Origin of the sequence: Trichocoleus sp. FACHB-90, from assembly GCF_014695505.1 — a bacterium.
Taxonomy (GTDB): Bacteria; Cyanobacteriota; Cyanobacteriia; order Cyanobacteriales; family FACHB-T130; genus Funiculus; species Funiculus sociatus.
Genome location: NZ_JACJOK010000087.1, coordinates 32,397 through 49,448, shown reverse-complemented (window position 1 = coordinate 49,448; position 17,052 = coordinate 32,397). Strand labels below are relative to the sequence as shown.

Sequence of the window (17,052 nt, the reverse complement as noted above, 5' to 3'; positions counted from 1 at the left end):
CCCAGCCCCCACTACCCAGCCTCCAGCCCCCAGTCCCCAGCCCCCAATCCCCAGTCCCTATCTTTAAGGCGGTTGAGAACCATTGTTTGATTATTTTGAAACTTTTACAAACAGTTTGCTGGATACGGGTAGAGCCTCTGACCATCGATTTGATGGTTGGTCTTTAGAAGATCGAAGTCCCGATGCAATTAAATCTTGGATGCCGATTTGGGAATGGTTTTACCGCTACTATTTTCGGGTTCAAACTGATGGCTGGCATCATATGGCCCAGTCGGGAAAAATGCTGATTGTCGGTTCCCATAATGGCGGCTTGGCTTCACCCGATACCTCTATGTTCATGTATGACTGGTTTCGCAGGTTTGGTTACGATCGCCTGATTTACGGGCTAATGCACCCGGCGGCTTGGAAGTCTCCTATTTTCTCCATCCCTGGCTCTAGGGTAGGGGCAGTTATTGCTCATCCGAAGATGGCGATCGCTGCCCTTCAGCGAGATGCTTCTGTTCTGGTCTATCCCGGAGGTGCTGAAGATTTGTTTCGTCCCTACTATATGCGCGATCGCATTCATTTTGCAGGGCGTAAGGGATTTATTAAATTGGCGCTACGGGAAGAGGTGCCAATTGTACCAATTATTTCTTATGGCGCTCACGATACTCTGATTGTTTTGGCAGATTTTTATGACCAGGTACGCCAACTACATGAATGGGGTTTTCCCTGGAAATTAGATTTAGATACGGGTGTTTTTCCGATTTATTTGGGGTTGCCTTGGGTTTTGGGAATTGGCCCTTTACCAAATTTTCCTCTACCAATACAAATTCATACTCGCGTATGTGCGCCAATTGTATTTGAGCGTTATGGTCGTGACGCTGCTCTTTGTCGCGATTATGTAAATGATTGCTATGAAAAAGTCTGTTTTCATATGCAGTTGGAACTCGATAGTTTAATTCTCAGTGTTCGGGCAAGTAGTTAAAATAAATTAGCCACAATGACGCGAAATAAAGGAATAAAAGAGTGCGATCGCTTTCTTTTATTCCTGAAATCCCTCAATTCATAACCATAGGCTTTTCAATTTTTTTGGCTAAAATAAAAGCAATTGCAACAGATGTTTAATACTATGACTGAAGCAACTCCAAAAAAACACGTTCGTCGCGGTCGGGTATTTCCAGAACGCACGTTATCGCCAGAGGAACTAGCCAGACGCAAAGCTGAAAATGAAGCTTTTCATAAGCGTTGTCGGATAATTTTTGAGCGAGTGCGCCCTAATTTAAGCGAGGAACACTATGGCTGGTATATTGCCGTTGAACCAGACAGTGGCGATTATTTCATTGATGCTGATAAAGAAGTCGCTCATCAAAAGGCAAATGATAAGCACCCAAATTCTATCCACTGTGTCTTTTGTTTGAATGAGACGGGAGCCACTGGCAGAATATGATTCACGGTACATTTGGCAGCAGGGGTCAGCTATATTTTGAAATAGATTTGATTAGTGCTGCTGGCATAAATCTCACGGTAGATGTCCTATTGGATACAGGTTTCACAGGCTTCGTAGCAATGAACAAACAAGATTTAGATGGTCTTGATTGGGCTTATATCGGTAAGGAAGAACTGCGTACAGCACAGGGTGAAACCACTTTCGATATGTATTTGGGTAAGGTGCTATTGAATGGACAAGAGTTGGAAATCCCAGTTTTTGCAGGAGAAGAAATAACAGAAATATTGTTAGGTTCGCAGTGGTTAATGAATCTGCCTCTAGTGGTAAATTTTCGGGAGGGATTATTGACTTTGGGGGAATGAGCGATCGCACTCTACGAAAAAGCGAACCGCTTTCATTACACAGAACGCTACAGGAAAAAGAGCGCGAGTAGCTGCCTATAGCAGCATACAAGGAGTGCGATCGCATCCTTCTACTCAGCTGGGGTCAACAAAATACTTTTGTTCAGGTGATGTTGTGTGCGCTGTCGTATCCGTCACCTCTGCACCTGACTGGATTGATTCAGTTGTCACTGACACAGGCTCAATATACTGGCTATCCATCAAAAAAGCTCCCGTGGAAAACCGGACACCCCAATATCCCCCCGGACGACGATCCATAACGATGCCTTCTTCTCCAAGCTGAATCACATCAGGAGGACGCAGCATTGGCATCGGTTCCGCTGTTTTGACGTATGGTGGCAATGCTACCACCCGGACTCGCTCACCAATTGAAAATTCTTTAGACATAAGTTTTAGGTAAACGGTAATGGGTAATTGGTAGGAAAATCTAACCCTATTACCTATTACCTACTACCTATTACCCATTTGTTCAAGGCGCTTGCCAAATCTTCTCATGGTAACGCTCTAAATTTGCATAGGGATCGGCGGCGGCGTGGGAATGGTCGTGACTGTGGTCATGCTGGTGGTGATGATCGTGAGTGTGTCCGTTACCGTTCCCAACTGCTGCTAGTCGGAATTTGCACATTTCACAATTCATCTGCACTTGTCCCAGCTGGGTTTCGATTTCCCGTTCTCGCAATACAGACAACAACTGCGGGTGAATGCCCATTTCTGGCAGACAAGTCATGGAAATGTCGGGATATTGTTCTTGCTGCTGGGCAGTAATTTCAAATATCTTTTTAACCAGGACTCCTGTAAACAGAAAATACGGCAGGACAATAATTCGTTTAGGCTGGTAGAGTCTGGCGCGACGGAAACCTTCTTCTAGACGCGGGTGGGTAATGCCGATAAAGCAAGTTTCCACAGTCTGATAACCGCTACCTTCCCACACAATTCGCGCAAGTTTATAAACGTCGCCGTTAGCATCGGGATCGCTGGAACCGCGACCGACAAATAGTAGTACGGTGTCTGAACGGTTCCATTGAGGTTGGTCTAGTTCGGCAAGACGCGATCGCCACAAATCCAAAATCCCAGGCGTAATCCCAAAATGTCGCCCGTAGTAAAACTTTAACTGGGGATGTCTAGCCCTTGCCCGGTCTAACTCATTGGTCACATCAAACTTATTGTGTCGCGCCGCAAATAGCAAAATCGGCAACACCGAAATTTCCGTGTAACCCTCCTCCACACACCGATCTACCCCCTCCTGAATTGTCGGGCCAGTGAGTTCTAGAAAACAAGGAAGAACAGGTCTAGAGGTGTCTAAAGCTTGATATGCTGCCGCAAAATCCAGCAAACTCTGCCGTCCGTCATTATCTTTTGTACCATGACCAATCATCAATAACGGGCGGTGTAGCGGTAGTGGCGATAATTCCAAGGGCTGAGTAATCAGAGTGGTTGAATTGATAGTAGGCATGGATTTACAACTTTTTTCCCGTGCAACGCAGGAAATAGAATGCGCCTCGCAACAGGTAGGCATTCTGGCTAACGATTCGTCATAGCCAAGGACAAAAATCGCTTACAGCTGCGGCACAGCCCCGGAATTGCACCGGAGTTTCCCTACCCTGTTACGGTTCACGTTTGCCTTGCTATCTTAGCTGATTCGACTACACTTAGAATGCGGGGGGAGGGGTTGACTACCAAAGTTACTATAGGTTGCTTCCGATTTATTCTCTCTTTTTTCTCTTCAAGTCTGATGCTAATTCTTTGATAACGCCCAAGAAAATGAACGATAAATTTCACAAATTTATCAAAGAGCTATCTAACTTTAAATCTAGCAATAAGGTATTTAATCAGTATTCTTATGACTTTTTAGTAAATGAGGTCAGAAGAAAAAATTTATTTTTATACTTGAAACATCTAGCAGAAAGAAACCCCCAAATTTTGTTACTTGGAGCTTCTCCAGGTCATAGAGGATGTCGTTTAACAGGTGTTCCTTTTACCAGCGAATTTATTCTATTAAATGGATTTGATGAAATTAGATTATTTGGCAAATCCAGGGGCTACCGGAAAACTAATGAGTTTGATCGAGTTTATAAAGAGCAGAGTGCAACCATTGTTTGGGAAACCTTGGTAAAGTATCAGCAAATCCCTTTACTTTGGAATGCCTTTCCTTTTCATCCTTTTAAAGTTGGAAATCAGCAATCTAATCGAACGCCCACTAAAGAAGAAATAAACATTGGGGAGTATTTTTTAAAAGAGTTAATTATATTATTTGATATAAAGAGTGTTGTTGCTGTCGGAAAGGAAGCTGAAAAAACTCTCACAAAAATGGGATTGGCTTTTCAGAAAGTTCGACACCCCGCTAATGGGGGAAAAAATAAATTTAATAATGGCATCAAAGATGTGATGAACACCCTAATATAAAATACTTGATGGCTGCTGAGGCAGACACAATGGCTGCCCCGCATTTGCATCTAATTAAACGCCAGACAAGGCTTGCACATTGCCCAAAGCCAACTTCCCCAGTAATGGTTGCACAGGTGATGGGAGTCGAGAAAATCAGCTAAGGTGCGACCAAAAGAGGTTTCTGGAAGCGATCGCAATTTCTCAATTTCCACAATTTGCGGAACATTCCGCCCCAGCATATTGAATCTGAAGGAAAAAATTGACTCTAACAACAGACAAGTTCATCATTTTTTATTTGATGCTGATGAAACTTATTTCGGGTTTTGTTGTGGCTGCTGACGCGATCGCATATTCTCCATAATTTTCTGCCGCTGTTCTTGAGTAAGCGTTGCGGAAAACTGCGATGCTGCCGACTGAAAAATACCTTGCAGTTGAGTTTTCTGCTGGTCAGATAAATTCATCGCCGCGAAAGCCCTACGCATATCCTGACCTTCCCCTACAGCAGCTTTAAATTTATTTTTTTGCTCTGCCGTCAGAATATTTTCAATTTGGGATCGAGTATTACTGCGAATCTGTTCGATTTTAGTTTTTTGTTGCGGAGTTAATTCGATACCCATCAATCCGCTAGATGCCGGGGCGCTTGGCGAATTGGTTTGGGCAAAAGCTGCACTTGAAGTGAAGGGAACGAAAAATACAACCGCTCCAGCTAACATCGAAATCAGTTTGAGTTTCACCGTGTTCTATCCTTTTTCCGGTTCGTTCTCTCTATAGTAAACAAAAAATATTCTCGATTGCATCAGAAGAAATTCCTAAAGCCGACCATGACTTTCGTCACGGATAATCTTTTACAAAATGTCCTTGGGTTGGCGACGAAGTACAGCTAGCGCCAGAAAACTAGCAAAAACTATAGAGGCGATGCTGGAAGGCTCAGGGATAGAAGCGGGTACTACGTTTAATTGAACTCTCCGATAATTTTGCATCGCCAGCGAAATAGTTGACGATTTGGACGATGATGAATAAGCTTTCCATGCGTTCAACCCTCTGTACCAGCCAGTGAATTGCACCTTCATTTCCCAGTTGCCATCCAGGGAACCTATCGCTAAACCATCAGTGCAGCAAGGCGACCAGCCGTGATCTGCGATGAAGACAGTGCCATCAGCAGATGCGATCGCTTCCCCCGGATCGTCCACCATCTTTAATGAGGCGGTATCCCCCAACAAATCGAAACGCATTTTTGCTGCGCCACCAATTACATTACCCGGCTTATCGTGAACAGTGAATAGTGACAGCCCATCGGCAGCATCTACAAAGAAAAGGTGAGATTGCTTAGCAGTTAACTCTGGTGAGGCATCATTAGACAATCCACCGTAGTAGTGCGAACTGTACTTATAATACTCGGCTGTTGTCTTAGCGGTACTGAAGGCTTTGATATATCCTAAAATGTTGCTGTTAAAGTCACCTGCTCCTGCCCTTGATTCTTGTGAAACCTTAATCATAGTGGCTGCTTCGGCTTTCGCGTGAAATAACGGAATAAAGAGCGTTAAAGCTGCTAATGTCAAGAGTTTTTTCATAGCTTTTTCCTTTCTATCTCAACTGATAATAAAAGCAAAATTCAAAGCTTTCATTAAAGTTATAGTAAAGCTATATTAATTAAATATAAATTTATTAATTAATACATCTTTATTCCGGGTAACTACGAATTGACTTAGTAATATAAAAGCCGTAAAGGTTGCCGTTCCTACTGAATCTTGTGCTAGGCAAGCACAAGTAAAGTCAATCGCATCTCTAACAATCTGTTTGTAAGCAAAGGTGTAGATACCGGACTTCAGGCTTTTGGCTCGGTTCCCTGCTTTTTAAGGAGGGTTAGGGAGGATCTAGCTACACAGAGTAGTTCAGGCACCTTTAAATTTATTTACAAACAGCTTCCAACAACTAACAACCGACTAATAGCTTCCCTTTCTTTGGGATGAACGAACACTCAGAGAAAGGGAAGTTTTGTGTTTAATCGCCGCTGGTGCCAATAATTAAAAATTTGCCCAAACTTTTTATATTTCTGAGGGGAAAGTGAAAACCACGCAACCAATATTTTAAGCAGCTTAAGTTTGCGCGATCGCACTCGATCCGCAATTTTCGCCAATTTATTTTTACCGCAGCTTGATAAGCCGAATTAACGCTTGAATAATTGCAGAGATTCTTCCTTTAAAAGACCTTTCGTAACCTTTATTTTTTTAAAACCCTTCCCAATAATTTCTTCACTGCTGAGATTTATTTGAGAAACCCCAGCATCAATCAAGTCTTGAATCGAAGCCCCAATTACTATTTCCGATATTCCTGCCCAAATACAAGTCGCCGTACACATTGGGCATGGTTCGCAAGTTGTATATAACGTATAACCTTCTAAAGAAGGATTCTTAATTTTGGTTGTTAAACCGCGAATCGCGTTAACTTCTGCGTGGGCAGTTGGATCGCTATCCGTCTTTACAGTATTGTGGGCTTGAATGACTATTTGATTATCTTTAACGATAACTGCACCGTAAGGAGCATCTCCAATCTTTGCTTCTTCCAGCGCTATTTTCATAAAATCTTCTGGATTCATATTAATCCTCTAAAAAGGCAAAAAATTTCTGCTTACTGTGTGGTTGAAAGGCAATAACTAGCATTGCACTCTGTTTACTTTAATATTAATCGTTTTGATTTTCTACCCCGCGATGCTAACTTAATCATCACAGTGATTGTCCTATTCCTACAGAGGGATGAAAATTACTCAACCTTTCGTTTACCAACTGGAACACTTCTGTAAATTAACTATGCGCCTAACTTCACTCGATGTATTTCGCGGGATAGCGATCGCAGGCATGATCCTCGTTAATAAAGCGGGAGTCGCCGACCAAGTTTATCCGTTTTTGGAACACGCCAAATGGCACGGTTGCACGCCGACAGACTTAGTTTTTCCCTTCTTCTTATTTATAGTTGGTGTGGCAATGATCTTTTCCCTTTCCAAGTACAACGAAGGGAACCGTCCCACCGCCGCCTTATATAGGCGAATTTTCCGCCGAGTGGCAATTCTGTTTGTCCTCGGTTTGTTGCTGAATGGTTTCTGGACTTACAACTGGGACACCATCCGGATCATGGGAGTGTTGCAGCGCATCAGCTTAGCCTACTTATTTGCCGCCTTGATAGTTATCAACGTACCGCGAAAAGGACAGTGGGCGATCGCGCTACTATTACTCATCGGGTACTGGGTAGCAATGTCTTTTATTCCCGTTCCCGGTTATGGCGCTGGAAACTTATCATCGCCGGAAGGAAACTTCGCCTCTTATATCGATCGCTTGATAATTGGTACAAAGCATCTGCATCCAGGCGACGCTTTTAAAACGATGGGAGATCCCGAAGGTTTATTCAGCACTCTCCCAGCAATTGTCACTGTCCTCATTGGCTACTTTACAGGTGACTGGTTACGCCTCCAACCTGTCAAAAGGCGCACCAGTATCGGTTTGGTACTGTTTGGTATCGGTTGCTTGGGTCTAGGTTGGGCGTGGGGTTTGGTATTTCCCATCAACAAGAGGTTGTGGACGAGTTCCTACGTCCTCTTTAGTTCTGGTTGGGCGTTGCTATTACTAGCAGCCTGTTATGAATTAATTGAAGTACGAAATCGTCGCTGGGGGAAACCGTTTGAAGTGATGGGTTTAAATGCTATCTTCGTCTTTGTCGCTTCGGTTCTGCTGATTAAAATTCTCGTCAAAACTAAAATCGGAACTGGCGAAAACGCACCCAGCACCTACACCTGGATCTACGAACATTTATTTTTGCCTTGGGCAAGTCCGATGAATGCTTCCCTAGTGTTTGCCGTACTAACATTGTTGTTCTGGTGGGCGATTTGCTACGCGATGTATCGCCAACGGTGGTTTGTCAAAATTTGAGCCATCGCTTAGGTTTTCACTCGCGCAATGACAGGGATCACAGAGTTGCTAGAGCTTTGTCACCTAATTTTATAGATTGCGATCGCTTAGGATTCTACGGAAAAAGTTGAAATTGGTAATATCAACTTTCTTCTATGATTATGCCGATTGAGTTTTTTCCTATCGAAGTCACTATTGAAGATATCGTTGCTCAGATATTTGTCTCACGGCGGATTACTCGCATTAACCAGTATCAGCTGAAGTATGTCCTATTAGCTAAGGAGTGGCTGGATGAACAAGAACAGACATTACTAAATCGGCTGTTTTATGGTGTGCGGCATGGATTACTGCGAATAGGCGAGTGAGTCGGGGCAGCGATCGCTTACCTTAGATCGCCACATTCTCTCGGCTATTCGTCTGTAACAAATTATACATTTAAAGTAGAAAAAAAATTATTTATTAGTCTTAGCCAATAATGCAAAAGTTAAGGAAAGAAAAATAATTCTGGGTCTTGATTACCTAATATGCCAAAAAAGTAGTTGAATAGGTAAAAAAGGTAAGGAAATATCGCTTCTAAACAAAGCTAAAGCTTTTTGCCGCTCCTGAATATAAGGAATTTGGTGTGTATTGAAGTTGGGGAAATCCCCACAAACTAGGTCGTCAGTCTTTTGTGCAAAAAGTTTCTCACGAAGTTAGCGATGATAATAAAGCTAAAAAGCAAGTTACTTAGAATTGCGTAATTTTCTGCGGGGCTTTAGCCCCGCAGAATTCGGTAGACAGTTACCGGAGATTAGCTGGCATTATGCTTTTTTCCAACTTACCTAATTGGCAAGCGGATTCCAGAGGCTGTCGTCGAATCGGAATTTTAATTATGAACTCGGCTCCCTGCCCAGGCGCTGAAAGACACATTATCTGACCACCGTGTTTGGAGGCGACAATTTGGTAGCTAATAGACAAGCCCAAACCAGTGCCTCTACCTGGGGGTTTGGTTGTAAAGAACGGGTCGAATAGGCGATCGCGTACTTCAGGTGCTATACCAGGGCCATTATCCCCAATCCGAATAGTCACGAAATTACCATCGGTTACTTCCGTGCGAATCCGAATTAAGCTAAGGGAACAGTAAACATCTTCGGGCGATCGGTTTTTGTCATAATCCTCCAAAGCATCAATTGCATTGGCAATTAAATTCATAAACACCTGGTTGAGCTGCCCTGCATAACACTCTACTGGGGGCAGCTTGCCATATTCTTTGACAAGCTGAATACCTGGATGGTTAGCACTAGGTTTAAACCGATTGTGCAAAATCAACAGCGTGCTATCCAGCCCAGTGTGAATATCCACTGGCTTCATTCGGGCTTCATCCACGCGGGAAAAATGTTGCAAGGACTGAATAATCTCGCGGATGCGATCGGCTCCCACCTTCATCGAAGCCAGTAATTTGGGCAAATCTTCAATCAAAAACTCCAAATCTATAGCCTCAACGTACTCCTGAATCTCCGGCGGCGGTGACGGAAGATACTTAATATAGAGCTTCAAAAGTCCGAGAATGTCTTGGCTATAATGATGCGCGTGGGTAAGATTGCCGTAGATAAAGTTGACAGGATTGTTAATTTCATGCGCCACACCTGCAACCAATTGTCCCAAGCTGGACATTTTTTCACTGTGAACTAATTGGCTTTGAGTTTCTTTAAGTTTGCGAAAGGCAAGTTCTAGCTGATTGGCTTGTTCTCGATAACGTGCTTCTGATTTCTGCAATGCAGTTTCCGTAGTGATGCGTTCTTGGATTTCTTGTTTCAGCTGCTGATTCGATCCCGTCAACAGCTGATTTGATTGGAAAAGTTCAGCCGTTCTTTCTGCAACTCGTATTTCTAATTCACAAGTGAGCGTTAAGAGAGCTGCCTCTACCTTTGCACGCTCTTCAATCTCCTCTTCAAGACGCACGTTTTGATATTGTAACTTTTTAGTTAGGTTTCGCAAACTTAAATGAATCTTGACACGGGCTAAAACCTCTTCATGCTGAAGTGGTTTAGTAATATAGTCTACGGCTCCAAGACTCAAGCCTGTAACTTTATCCACCGTTTCAGAAAGCGCCGTCATAAAAATCACGGGAATTTCTTTCGTTGATTCCTTAGCTTTTAAGTGGCGGCAAGTTTCAAAGCCATCCATACCAGGCATGAGTACATCCAATAAGATGAGGTCTGGCAGTGCATAATTCACCTGATCAATAGCATCTTCGCCATCCTCAGCTACCAAAACTTTGAAGCCAGAATCAGCCAGAAACTTGAACAGCACTTTTAAATTAGTTGGATTGTCATCAACGATTAAAATTACGCCGTTATCAGTATTTGTGCTTTTCATTTATTTATTCCTATATCTTTAAGGATGCCGCGTATTTGTTTAACTTGAAAACCTTTAGCTAATTCCTGTATTTCTCTGGCAAAAGGTGCAAACCTCACATCTTTTTTTTCTAGGTTAACCGCTCTTTCGATAATACTATTGAGATCGCCCATCATTACTAAATCCAACAAAGCAGCAATCTCTTCTGTAGGGGGGACTACAAGCGAATGCTGAGTTTTGAGTCTAGTATCCTGCGAATGTTCTTCTGCGTGCATATTTGCATTTTCATTATTGCCTTCCTCATAAACCCACTCCAAGTTTAAGTGAACGTTTAACTTGTCTAACAGGTCTTCTACTCGAATAGGTTTGGGTAGAAAATCGTTGCAACCCGCCTCCTTGCTTTTGTCCTGATCGAACTCAAAAACGCTGGCGGAAGTGCCAATCACTACCACATCTTTTAGTTCTGGCGATCGCTTAATCCTTCGGGTGGCTTCAAACCCATTCAACTCAGGCATCATCAAGTCCATCAAGATGCAATCAGGATTCAATTGCTCAGCCTTATTGAGACAGTCTTGGCCATCTGTTGCTTCCACAATCTCAAACCCTAAAGGCGATAACATTTTGACCAATAGTGAGCGATTTTCTTTTTTGTCATCTGCTATGATAAGTTTGCGTTTATAGCCTTTGAAACCTTGTATATTTAATTTGTCTTCTTTCCTATTATCGGCCCAGTCAGAGGCTTCCGGCAAGTCTAGGTCAAAGAAGAAAATGCTACCTTTACCCAAGGTACTTTTTACTTTGATTTTGCCACCCATCAACTCAACTAATTGACGGGTAATCGCCAATCCCAATCCAGTTCCTTCAGTTTTGAGGTTGTGGTCTCCCACCTGATGGAAGGGCAAAAATATTTCTTCTAATTGCTCTGGTGCCATCCCCAATCCCGTATCTTCCACTTGAAACCGAATCTTGCCTTCGTGATAACCTACCTTAAAAGCAACTCCGCCAGCTTGAGTGAATTTTACGGCATTTCCTAACAAGTTAATTAATACTTGGCGCAACCTTTGTTCATCGGCTCGGACTCCGGTAGGAAGTAATGTAATCGGTTCATAAATTAATGAAATGCCTTTTTGTCGCGCCTTAATGCGGCAGATTTCAGCTAGGCCTTCTAGAAATTCTGGAAAATGAAATTCTGTCGGATGAAGTTCCATCTTTCTAGCTTCGATTTTGGATAAATCTAGAATTTCATTAATCAAGTTCAGCAAGTGTTCGCCGCACTGGTGAATGATGTTTAAACCATCTTTTTGCGAGTCAGTTATAGTTTTGTCGCGTTTGAGGATTTGAGCATAACCCAATATGCCATTAAGTGGCGTGCGGAGTTCGTGGCTCATACTCGCGAGGAAATCACTTTTGGCACGGTTGGCAGATTGTGCGACTGTTTCTGCTGTTTGCAAACGCACATTTTTTTCCTGTAACTCTTGGGTTCGTTCTTCTACTTTCGCTTCTAAACTCGCATTGGCTACTTCTAAATCGGTGTACAAACGAGCATGATCAATTGAAATTGCCGCCTGGGAGGATAATATCCGTAGAACTTCTATCCGTTTCGGCGTAAATGCAGCCGCAATTAGATTGTTTTCTAAATAAAGAATGGCAGTTAGCTTGCCTTGATAGATGATGGGGACACACAGGAGAGATTTTGGTTGATTTTGGATGATGTAAGGATCGGTGTTAAATATTTTCTCCTGAACGGCATCGTTTAAAACGAAATCTTTTTGAGTTCTGGTGACGTAGTTGATTACTGAGACAGGTAGCTGCTGGCTGGTTGATACAGGAAGCGATCGCAGCACTTTTACTTCCTCTTTATTCCCGGCTACTTCTATGAAGAATTGACCCTGCTTTGATAAAATGAGCAAGCCAGTTTCAGCACCTGCGTTTTCTATCAATATTTTCATTAATTTTTCTAGCAGGTTTTCTAAGACAATTTCGCCGGAAATGGCTTGAGACGCTTTCATTACCGATGCCATGTCCAGAATTTCTGCCTGGCTACCTGTAGTGGTTAGACTGGCAATTGTTGCAGTGAAGTCGAAGCCAAGGGATGTTTCTGTGACAAGCGATCGCGCTATTAATTGCGGGTATTTTTCTTCTAGATGTTTGACTTTAGCTAAAGCACCCCATCGGCTATAGGCATAATAAGCATCGGTCATGTATGTGCGGGCAATTTTTTCTTTACCCCATGACAGATAAAATTTGGCAGCAAGTTCGTGAGCTAATGCTTGTTCGTTGATATACTCGTTTTCTTTAGCAAGAGCGATCGCGCGATCGAAATGTACGATCGCTTCTACTTTTTGATCTAAAACCCGATGCCTTTCTGCCTCTACTAGATAGAATTTGTGCAGATGATTCATTGGGGCATGATGGGCCCATTTTTGCATTTTTTCTTGATTAGCTTGAACGCGATCGAGGATTTCCTGTTGCTCTGACTCTGAGCGCTCGGCATACACCGCTAACCGCACCAAAGAATCGTAAAAATGGAACAGAGGAACAGGGGGTAATCCTATCAGTGCGTCTAAATACTTCTCTGCTATGGCAGTATTTTCAATCGCTTCTGAGTAATTTTCAAACCAGTAACTAAGTAAAAATTTGTTCCAATATATGTAAGCAACTCCCAATCTGTCGTTTGCTTGCTCGTGTAATGGCAACCTAATCTGCTCATCGCAGGCTTTGCCCTTTAGGCAGCAAATATTTTCACTTTTACTGAGCAGATTTAAAATAGCCTGCCAATAGGTTTCTATATAATGAAGCGCTGTTTCTTGCTTGATTTTATGAATAGCATCTCTGTTGATTGCCATCTCTCTTTCAAGGGCAATAAGTTCTTTGCCGCTAAAGTAAGCTAAATAGGAGTACATCAATAGACCAAATGCAGCATATTGTAAATCTCCGGTCTCCAATCCGCTAGAGTAAACTGACACCAAAGGTTCTAAGGTTTCTCTCAGATGCTCTTTCCAAGGCCGGATAAATATATTTACTATGAGGAGTGTCTTGGCTTTGATTTCTTGAGCATTCAACTTTAACAATAGGCTTAAGGCTAATTGACCAAACTGATAACCTGAATCAATATCTCCCACAACTCCACAAAGAAGAAGACCATAATTGGCATAAGCAAAGGGAGAAACGGAAGCATTCCCATATTGGGCGGATAAATCTACTTGTTTGCACACAGTCAAAGGCACCAGTTCCGGCGCAGCAATGTATGCAGCCGCAAAGATGCTTGATAAAAGCCTCATGGCTGCTAGTTTATAGGGATCGGTCATTTGAGGCAGGTCAACTAAATCCTCAATTCGCAAGCCATTCAAAATTGCCGCAGTTTCCCCTAGTGCCTGCCCAATATCTGACGGGTTTGGCTCTTGGGGAAACTCCACCCCTAACAGCTTTAAAACTTCTAACGCTATATTAACTGCTTCTAGTAGCTTGTTCTGCGAAACATAAGCTTGAATCTGGACTTCATACACTTTAATTTTGTCTAGCAGCGTTTTGGCGGAGTTCTGTACTATCTCAACGAATCTCTGCATTACTTCAAAATTACCGCCCAAAAAAGCTGCCTCTGCTGCTTCCTCATGCAGTGCTAATGTCAATTCATATTGGCTTTTCCAGCTATCTCTCACTAGAAGAGATAAACCCACCTGCAAATATTTAACGGCGGAATCGTGGGCTGTTGCTGCTTTAGCTCTTTGACCCGCTATAAGATTAAGTTCAGCTAGCTCATATTTTTCCGACTCAGAAGTTAGGAAGCTAGTACCATAATTGAGTTGGTTAACCAGTGCGAAAATATTTTCTTTTCGTTCTTGGGGCGTTGTATTTTGCAGTAGTAATTGACCAATTTTCAGGTGAGTTTGTTTTTTCTCTTCATCTGGGATTAGAGAATAAGCGGCTTGCTGCACGCGGTCATGTAAAAACTTGTAGTCAACCTTGACATCTGTTAAGGTAATCTCGCTAAATTCCTCCTGATTAAATACCAGAGGGATTTTGTAATCATTGCTTAGGGGTAAAATCAAACCTGCCTGAAGTGCAGACCACAACTGTGCGGCAGTAACTAAGGTGGTTTCTTCATTGACAACGCTCAAGATTTCTAAATTAAAAGTATTGCCAATACAAGCTGCTAGTTTTAATACTTTCTGTGTCTCATCCGGCAGTTTGCGAATATTTCTAGCAATCAACTCAACAACATTATAATCAGTGATGCCAATCGCCAGAATTTGCTCAATATTCCACTGCCACTCACTTGAGTGTAAGTCATAACCCAGCAAATCTTCTTGATAAAGAGTTTTGAGGAGTTGAGTTAAAAAGAAGGGATTGCCTTGCGTTTTGTTGAAAAGTAGAGACGCGAAATTTCGTATTTCTACAGATAGCGATTCCGAACAAACAAATTTATTTAAAGTATCGGCGATTAATTCTTCAACATGAATGAGTTGTAACGGGCTGAGTACGATATTATTTACCGCCGCACCTGTTTTTTGAATTTTTTCAATTGTCTGGACGGTCGGATGGGTGGGAAAAACTTCGTTATCTCGATACGCGCCAATGAGCAATAAATACTTGCTATCGCTATCGGTTATCAACAGTTCGATTAATTTCAGCGATGCCGAATCCGCCCACTGCAAGTCATCCAGAAACACTACAAGAGGGTGTTTTTGGGTTGTAAACACGCTAATAAACTGTTTAAAAACCCGGCTAAAACGGTTTTGAGATTCTGTTGCTCCTAGTTCCGGTACAAGTGGCTGTTTGCCGATAATTAATTCGACTTCAGGGATAACATCGATAATAACTTGTCCGTTATCGCCTAAAGCGGATAACAAGTTTTCTTTCCAACTTTGGATTTCTGATTCGCCTTCGGTTAGCAGTTGCAGAATTAACGATTGGAAAGCTTGAATTAGGGAAGCATAAGGAATATTTCGTTTAAACTGGTCAAATTTGCCAGCAATAAAATAACCACGTTGCCGCACAATAGGTTTGTGAACTTCATTCACTAAAACAGTTTTACCAATGCCGGAATAACCCGATACCAGCATTATTTCCGTCGTGCCAGCAGCAACGCGATCAAATGTTTTCAGAAGGGTAGTAACTTCTGCTTCACGACCATAAAGTTTTTGTGGTATCAGTAATTGACCTGCTTTATCTGCACTACCGGGTATAAAATTAGGAATTGTTCCAGTAGTTTGCCATTTTAGCAAGCAAGTTTCTAAGTCAAATTTTAATCCCTCCGCACTTTGATAACGTTCTTCAGCAGTTTTAGCTAATAATTTTATTACCAGATTTGAAATAGCTTCAGGAATTTGTGAATTGACCTGATGAGGGGGAACTGGAACTTTAGCAATATGGCAATGTACTAATTCCAGCGGTTCGAGTGCTTCAAAAGGCAATTTACCCGTTAACATTTCATAAAACGTAACGCCCAAGGAATAAAAGTCGGTGCGATAGTCAATTGACCGATTCATTCTGCCAGTTTGCTCTGGCGACATATAGGCGAGTGTGCCTTCTAGTAAGTTGGGGTTGCCAAGCGTTTGATTTTCTCTTTCTAGGCTGGATGCAATGCTGAAGTCGATTAATTTAACTTGCCCAGTTTGCGGGTTAATTACAATATTGTGAGGCTTAATATCTTTATGAATAATTTGGGCTTGATGCAGTTGTGCTAATGCAGATGCTAGCTGTATGGCTATATTTAGGAATTTAGTTACTTCCAGAGAGCGATCGCTTAAATATTTTTTCAGCGATTCTGCCCCAAAATCTGGCAAAATTAGCGCTAAACCGTTGTTATAATTTTCTAAAGCTAGGGGCTTAACAATTCCTTCTATATCTACTGCATTTTCTAAAATTTTATATTCATGTCTTAACCGACTCAGCTCTTCCAGGGTGGGATACTCTGCTTTAAGGGCTTTAACAATTACGGAAGATTTATCTAACTGTCTGGAAGCGCGATAAATAATTGTAGATATACCTTCATGCAAAACTTGAGTAAGTTCGTAGGCGGGAAGAGTAAGCATTATTTTCTAGAAGTAATAGATAGTGTGAACTGACGTAAGAGTAGATGGATGCGTACCGGATTTTACCTAGCTTTATTTATATTTCCCAGCCAATCACCAAATTTTCCAAAGCTAAATAAAGCTAAACATTTAGAAATAGAAATTAGTATTTGCCAACCAACCACTGCCAAACAGTAAAGTTTTGCTAAAATTATCAATACAGCCCTTGACGACATAAGCGATCGCGCCTAGTAGCATATACAAGCGATCGCATTCATACGGTCGGGGCGTAATCTAGACCAGTAAAACTCCACTCTCTGGCTTGATCCGCCGTTTCAGGAAGCGCGGTCATAAAAATTATCGGAATGGCTTGAGTAGATTCTTTAGCTTTCAACTAGCCGGAAGTGTCAAACCCCTGTCTCCCGGACGCGATCGCATCAAATAAACTAAAATTGTCATTATTGGATATTCAGTACCTAATATGCAAAAAAAGTAGTTGAATAGGTAAAAAAGGTAAGTAAATGTCGCCAACAAGCGACGCTAAAGCCTTAGTGAAGTTGATATTAAAGACAGATTCATACTTAAAA

14 protein-coding genes and 1 riboswitch are annotated in these 17,052 nt (G+C 42.1%); of the genes, 6 read left to right on the top strand and 8 right to left on the bottom strand.

The window, feature by feature from the left end:
• Nucleotides 1–82 precede the first annotated feature (82 nt).
• The 3 genes from H6F74_RS25410 to H6F74_RS25400 all read left to right on the top strand — a co-directional run bounded on the left by H6F74_RS25410 (nt 83) and on the right by H6F74_RS25400 (nt 1,791).
• On the top strand, nt 83–967 hold the full coding sequence (locus tag H6F74_RS25410; RefSeq protein ID WP_347269554.1) for a lysophospholipid acyltransferase family protein: 885 nt from the start codon (nt 83–85) through the stop codon (nt 965–967).
• A 144-nt stretch (nt 968–1,111) separates the two neighbouring features.
• A complete protein-coding gene (locus H6F74_RS25405; protein ID WP_190444913.1) occupies nt 1,112–1,429 on the top strand; it encodes a hypothetical protein in 318 nt (105 codons plus the stop codon).
• A complete protein-coding gene (locus H6F74_RS25400; RefSeq protein WP_190444912.1) occupies nt 1,426–1,791 on the top strand; it encodes an aspartyl protease in 366 nt (121 codons plus the stop codon). Before H6F74_RS25405 ends, H6F74_RS25400 begins: the two co-directional genes overlap by 4 nt.
• Before the next feature lie 114 nt (nt 1,792–1,905).
• Here H6F74_RS25400 and sipA read toward each other — a convergent pair whose 3' ends face one another.
• Nucleotides 1,906–2,217, bottom strand: a complete 312-nt coding sequence (gene sipA / locus H6F74_RS25395; RefSeq protein WP_190444911.1) for a regulatory protein SipA — start codon at nt 2,215–2,217, stop codon at nt 1,906–1,908.
• Between the two features lie 82 nt (nt 2,218–2,299).
• Nucleotides 2,300–3,283 carry a sirohydrochlorin chelatase gene (locus H6F74_RS25390; protein ID WP_190444910.1) on the bottom strand — a complete coding sequence of 328 codons (984 nt, stop codon included), beginning with the start codon at nt 3,281–3,283 and terminating at the stop codon, nt 2,300–2,302.
• Between the two features lie 36 nt (nt 3,284–3,319).
• A riboswitch (cobalamin riboswitch) is annotated at nt 3,320–3,450 on the bottom strand.
• Between the two features lie 141 nt (nt 3,451–3,591).
• Between H6F74_RS25390 and H6F74_RS25385 the strand changes: the two genes are divergently transcribed.
• Nucleotides 3,592–4,233 carry a uracil-DNA glycosylase gene (locus H6F74_RS25385; RefSeq protein ID WP_190444909.1) on the top strand — a complete coding sequence of 214 codons (642 nt, stop codon included), beginning with the start codon at nt 3,592–3,594 and terminating at the stop codon, nt 4,231–4,233.
• A 50-nt stretch (nt 4,234–4,283) separates the two neighbouring features.
• On the opposite strand, the gene H6F74_RS25380 is transcribed toward H6F74_RS25385, so the two are convergent.
• From H6F74_RS25380 to H6F74_RS25365, 4 genes are all read right to left on the bottom strand, one after another.
• A complete protein-coding gene (locus tag H6F74_RS25380) occupies nt 4,284–4,454 on the bottom strand; it encodes a hypothetical protein (RefSeq protein ID WP_190444908.1) in 171 nt (56 codons plus the stop codon).
• Nucleotides 4,455–4,526: 72 nt separating this feature from the next.
• Nucleotides 4,527–4,949 (bottom strand): P pilus assembly/Cpx signaling pathway, periplasmic inhibitor/zinc-resistance associated protein, encoded by a 423-nt coding sequence (locus H6F74_RS25375; protein WP_190444907.1) that lies wholly within the window; start codon nt 4,947–4,949, stop codon nt 4,527–4,529.
• Between the two features lie 111 nt (nt 4,950–5,060).
• Complete coding sequence (locus H6F74_RS25370) at nt 5,061–5,786, bottom strand: hypothetical protein (RefSeq protein ID WP_190444906.1); 726 nt, start codon at nt 5,784–5,786, stop codon at nt 5,061–5,063.
• Between the two features lie 596 nt (nt 5,787–6,382).
• On the bottom strand, nt 6,383–6,811 hold the full coding sequence (locus tag H6F74_RS25365; protein ID WP_190444905.1) for a nucleoside deaminase: 429 nt from the start codon (nt 6,809–6,811) through the stop codon (nt 6,383–6,385).
• Nucleotides 6,812–7,022: 211 nt separating this feature from the next.
• Here H6F74_RS25365 and H6F74_RS25360 point away from each other — a divergent pair, with 211 nt between their 5' ends.
• Nucleotides 7,023–8,135 (top strand): heparan-alpha-glucosaminide N-acetyltransferase domain-containing protein, encoded by a 1,113-nt coding sequence (locus H6F74_RS25360; RefSeq protein WP_190444904.1) that lies wholly within the window; start codon nt 7,023–7,025, stop codon nt 8,133–8,135.
• A 134-nt stretch (nt 8,136–8,269) separates the two neighbouring features.
• The gene (locus H6F74_RS25355) at nt 8,270–8,479 is read left to right on the top strand and encodes a hypothetical protein (protein ID WP_199301631.1); all 210 of its coding nucleotides are present in this window, start codon (nt 8,270–8,272) and stop codon (nt 8,477–8,479) included.
• A gap of 415 nt (nt 8,480–8,894) precedes the next feature.
• Here the strand turns inward: H6F74_RS25355 and H6F74_RS25350 are convergent, their stop codons facing one another.
• Together H6F74_RS25350 and H6F74_RS25345 are read right to left on the bottom strand one after the other, a co-directional pair.
• Complete coding sequence (locus tag H6F74_RS25350) at nt 8,895–10,472, bottom strand: response regulator (protein WP_190444903.1); 1,578 nt, start codon at nt 10,470–10,472, stop codon at nt 8,895–8,897.
• Nucleotides 10,469–16,486 (bottom strand): hybrid sensor histidine kinase/response regulator, encoded by a 6,018-nt coding sequence (locus H6F74_RS25345; RefSeq protein ID WP_190444902.1) that lies wholly within the window; start codon nt 16,484–16,486, stop codon nt 10,469–10,471. The genes H6F74_RS25350 and H6F74_RS25345 overlap by 4 nt, the downstream gene beginning before the upstream one ends.
• Nucleotides 16,487–17,052: the final 566 nt, after the last annotated feature.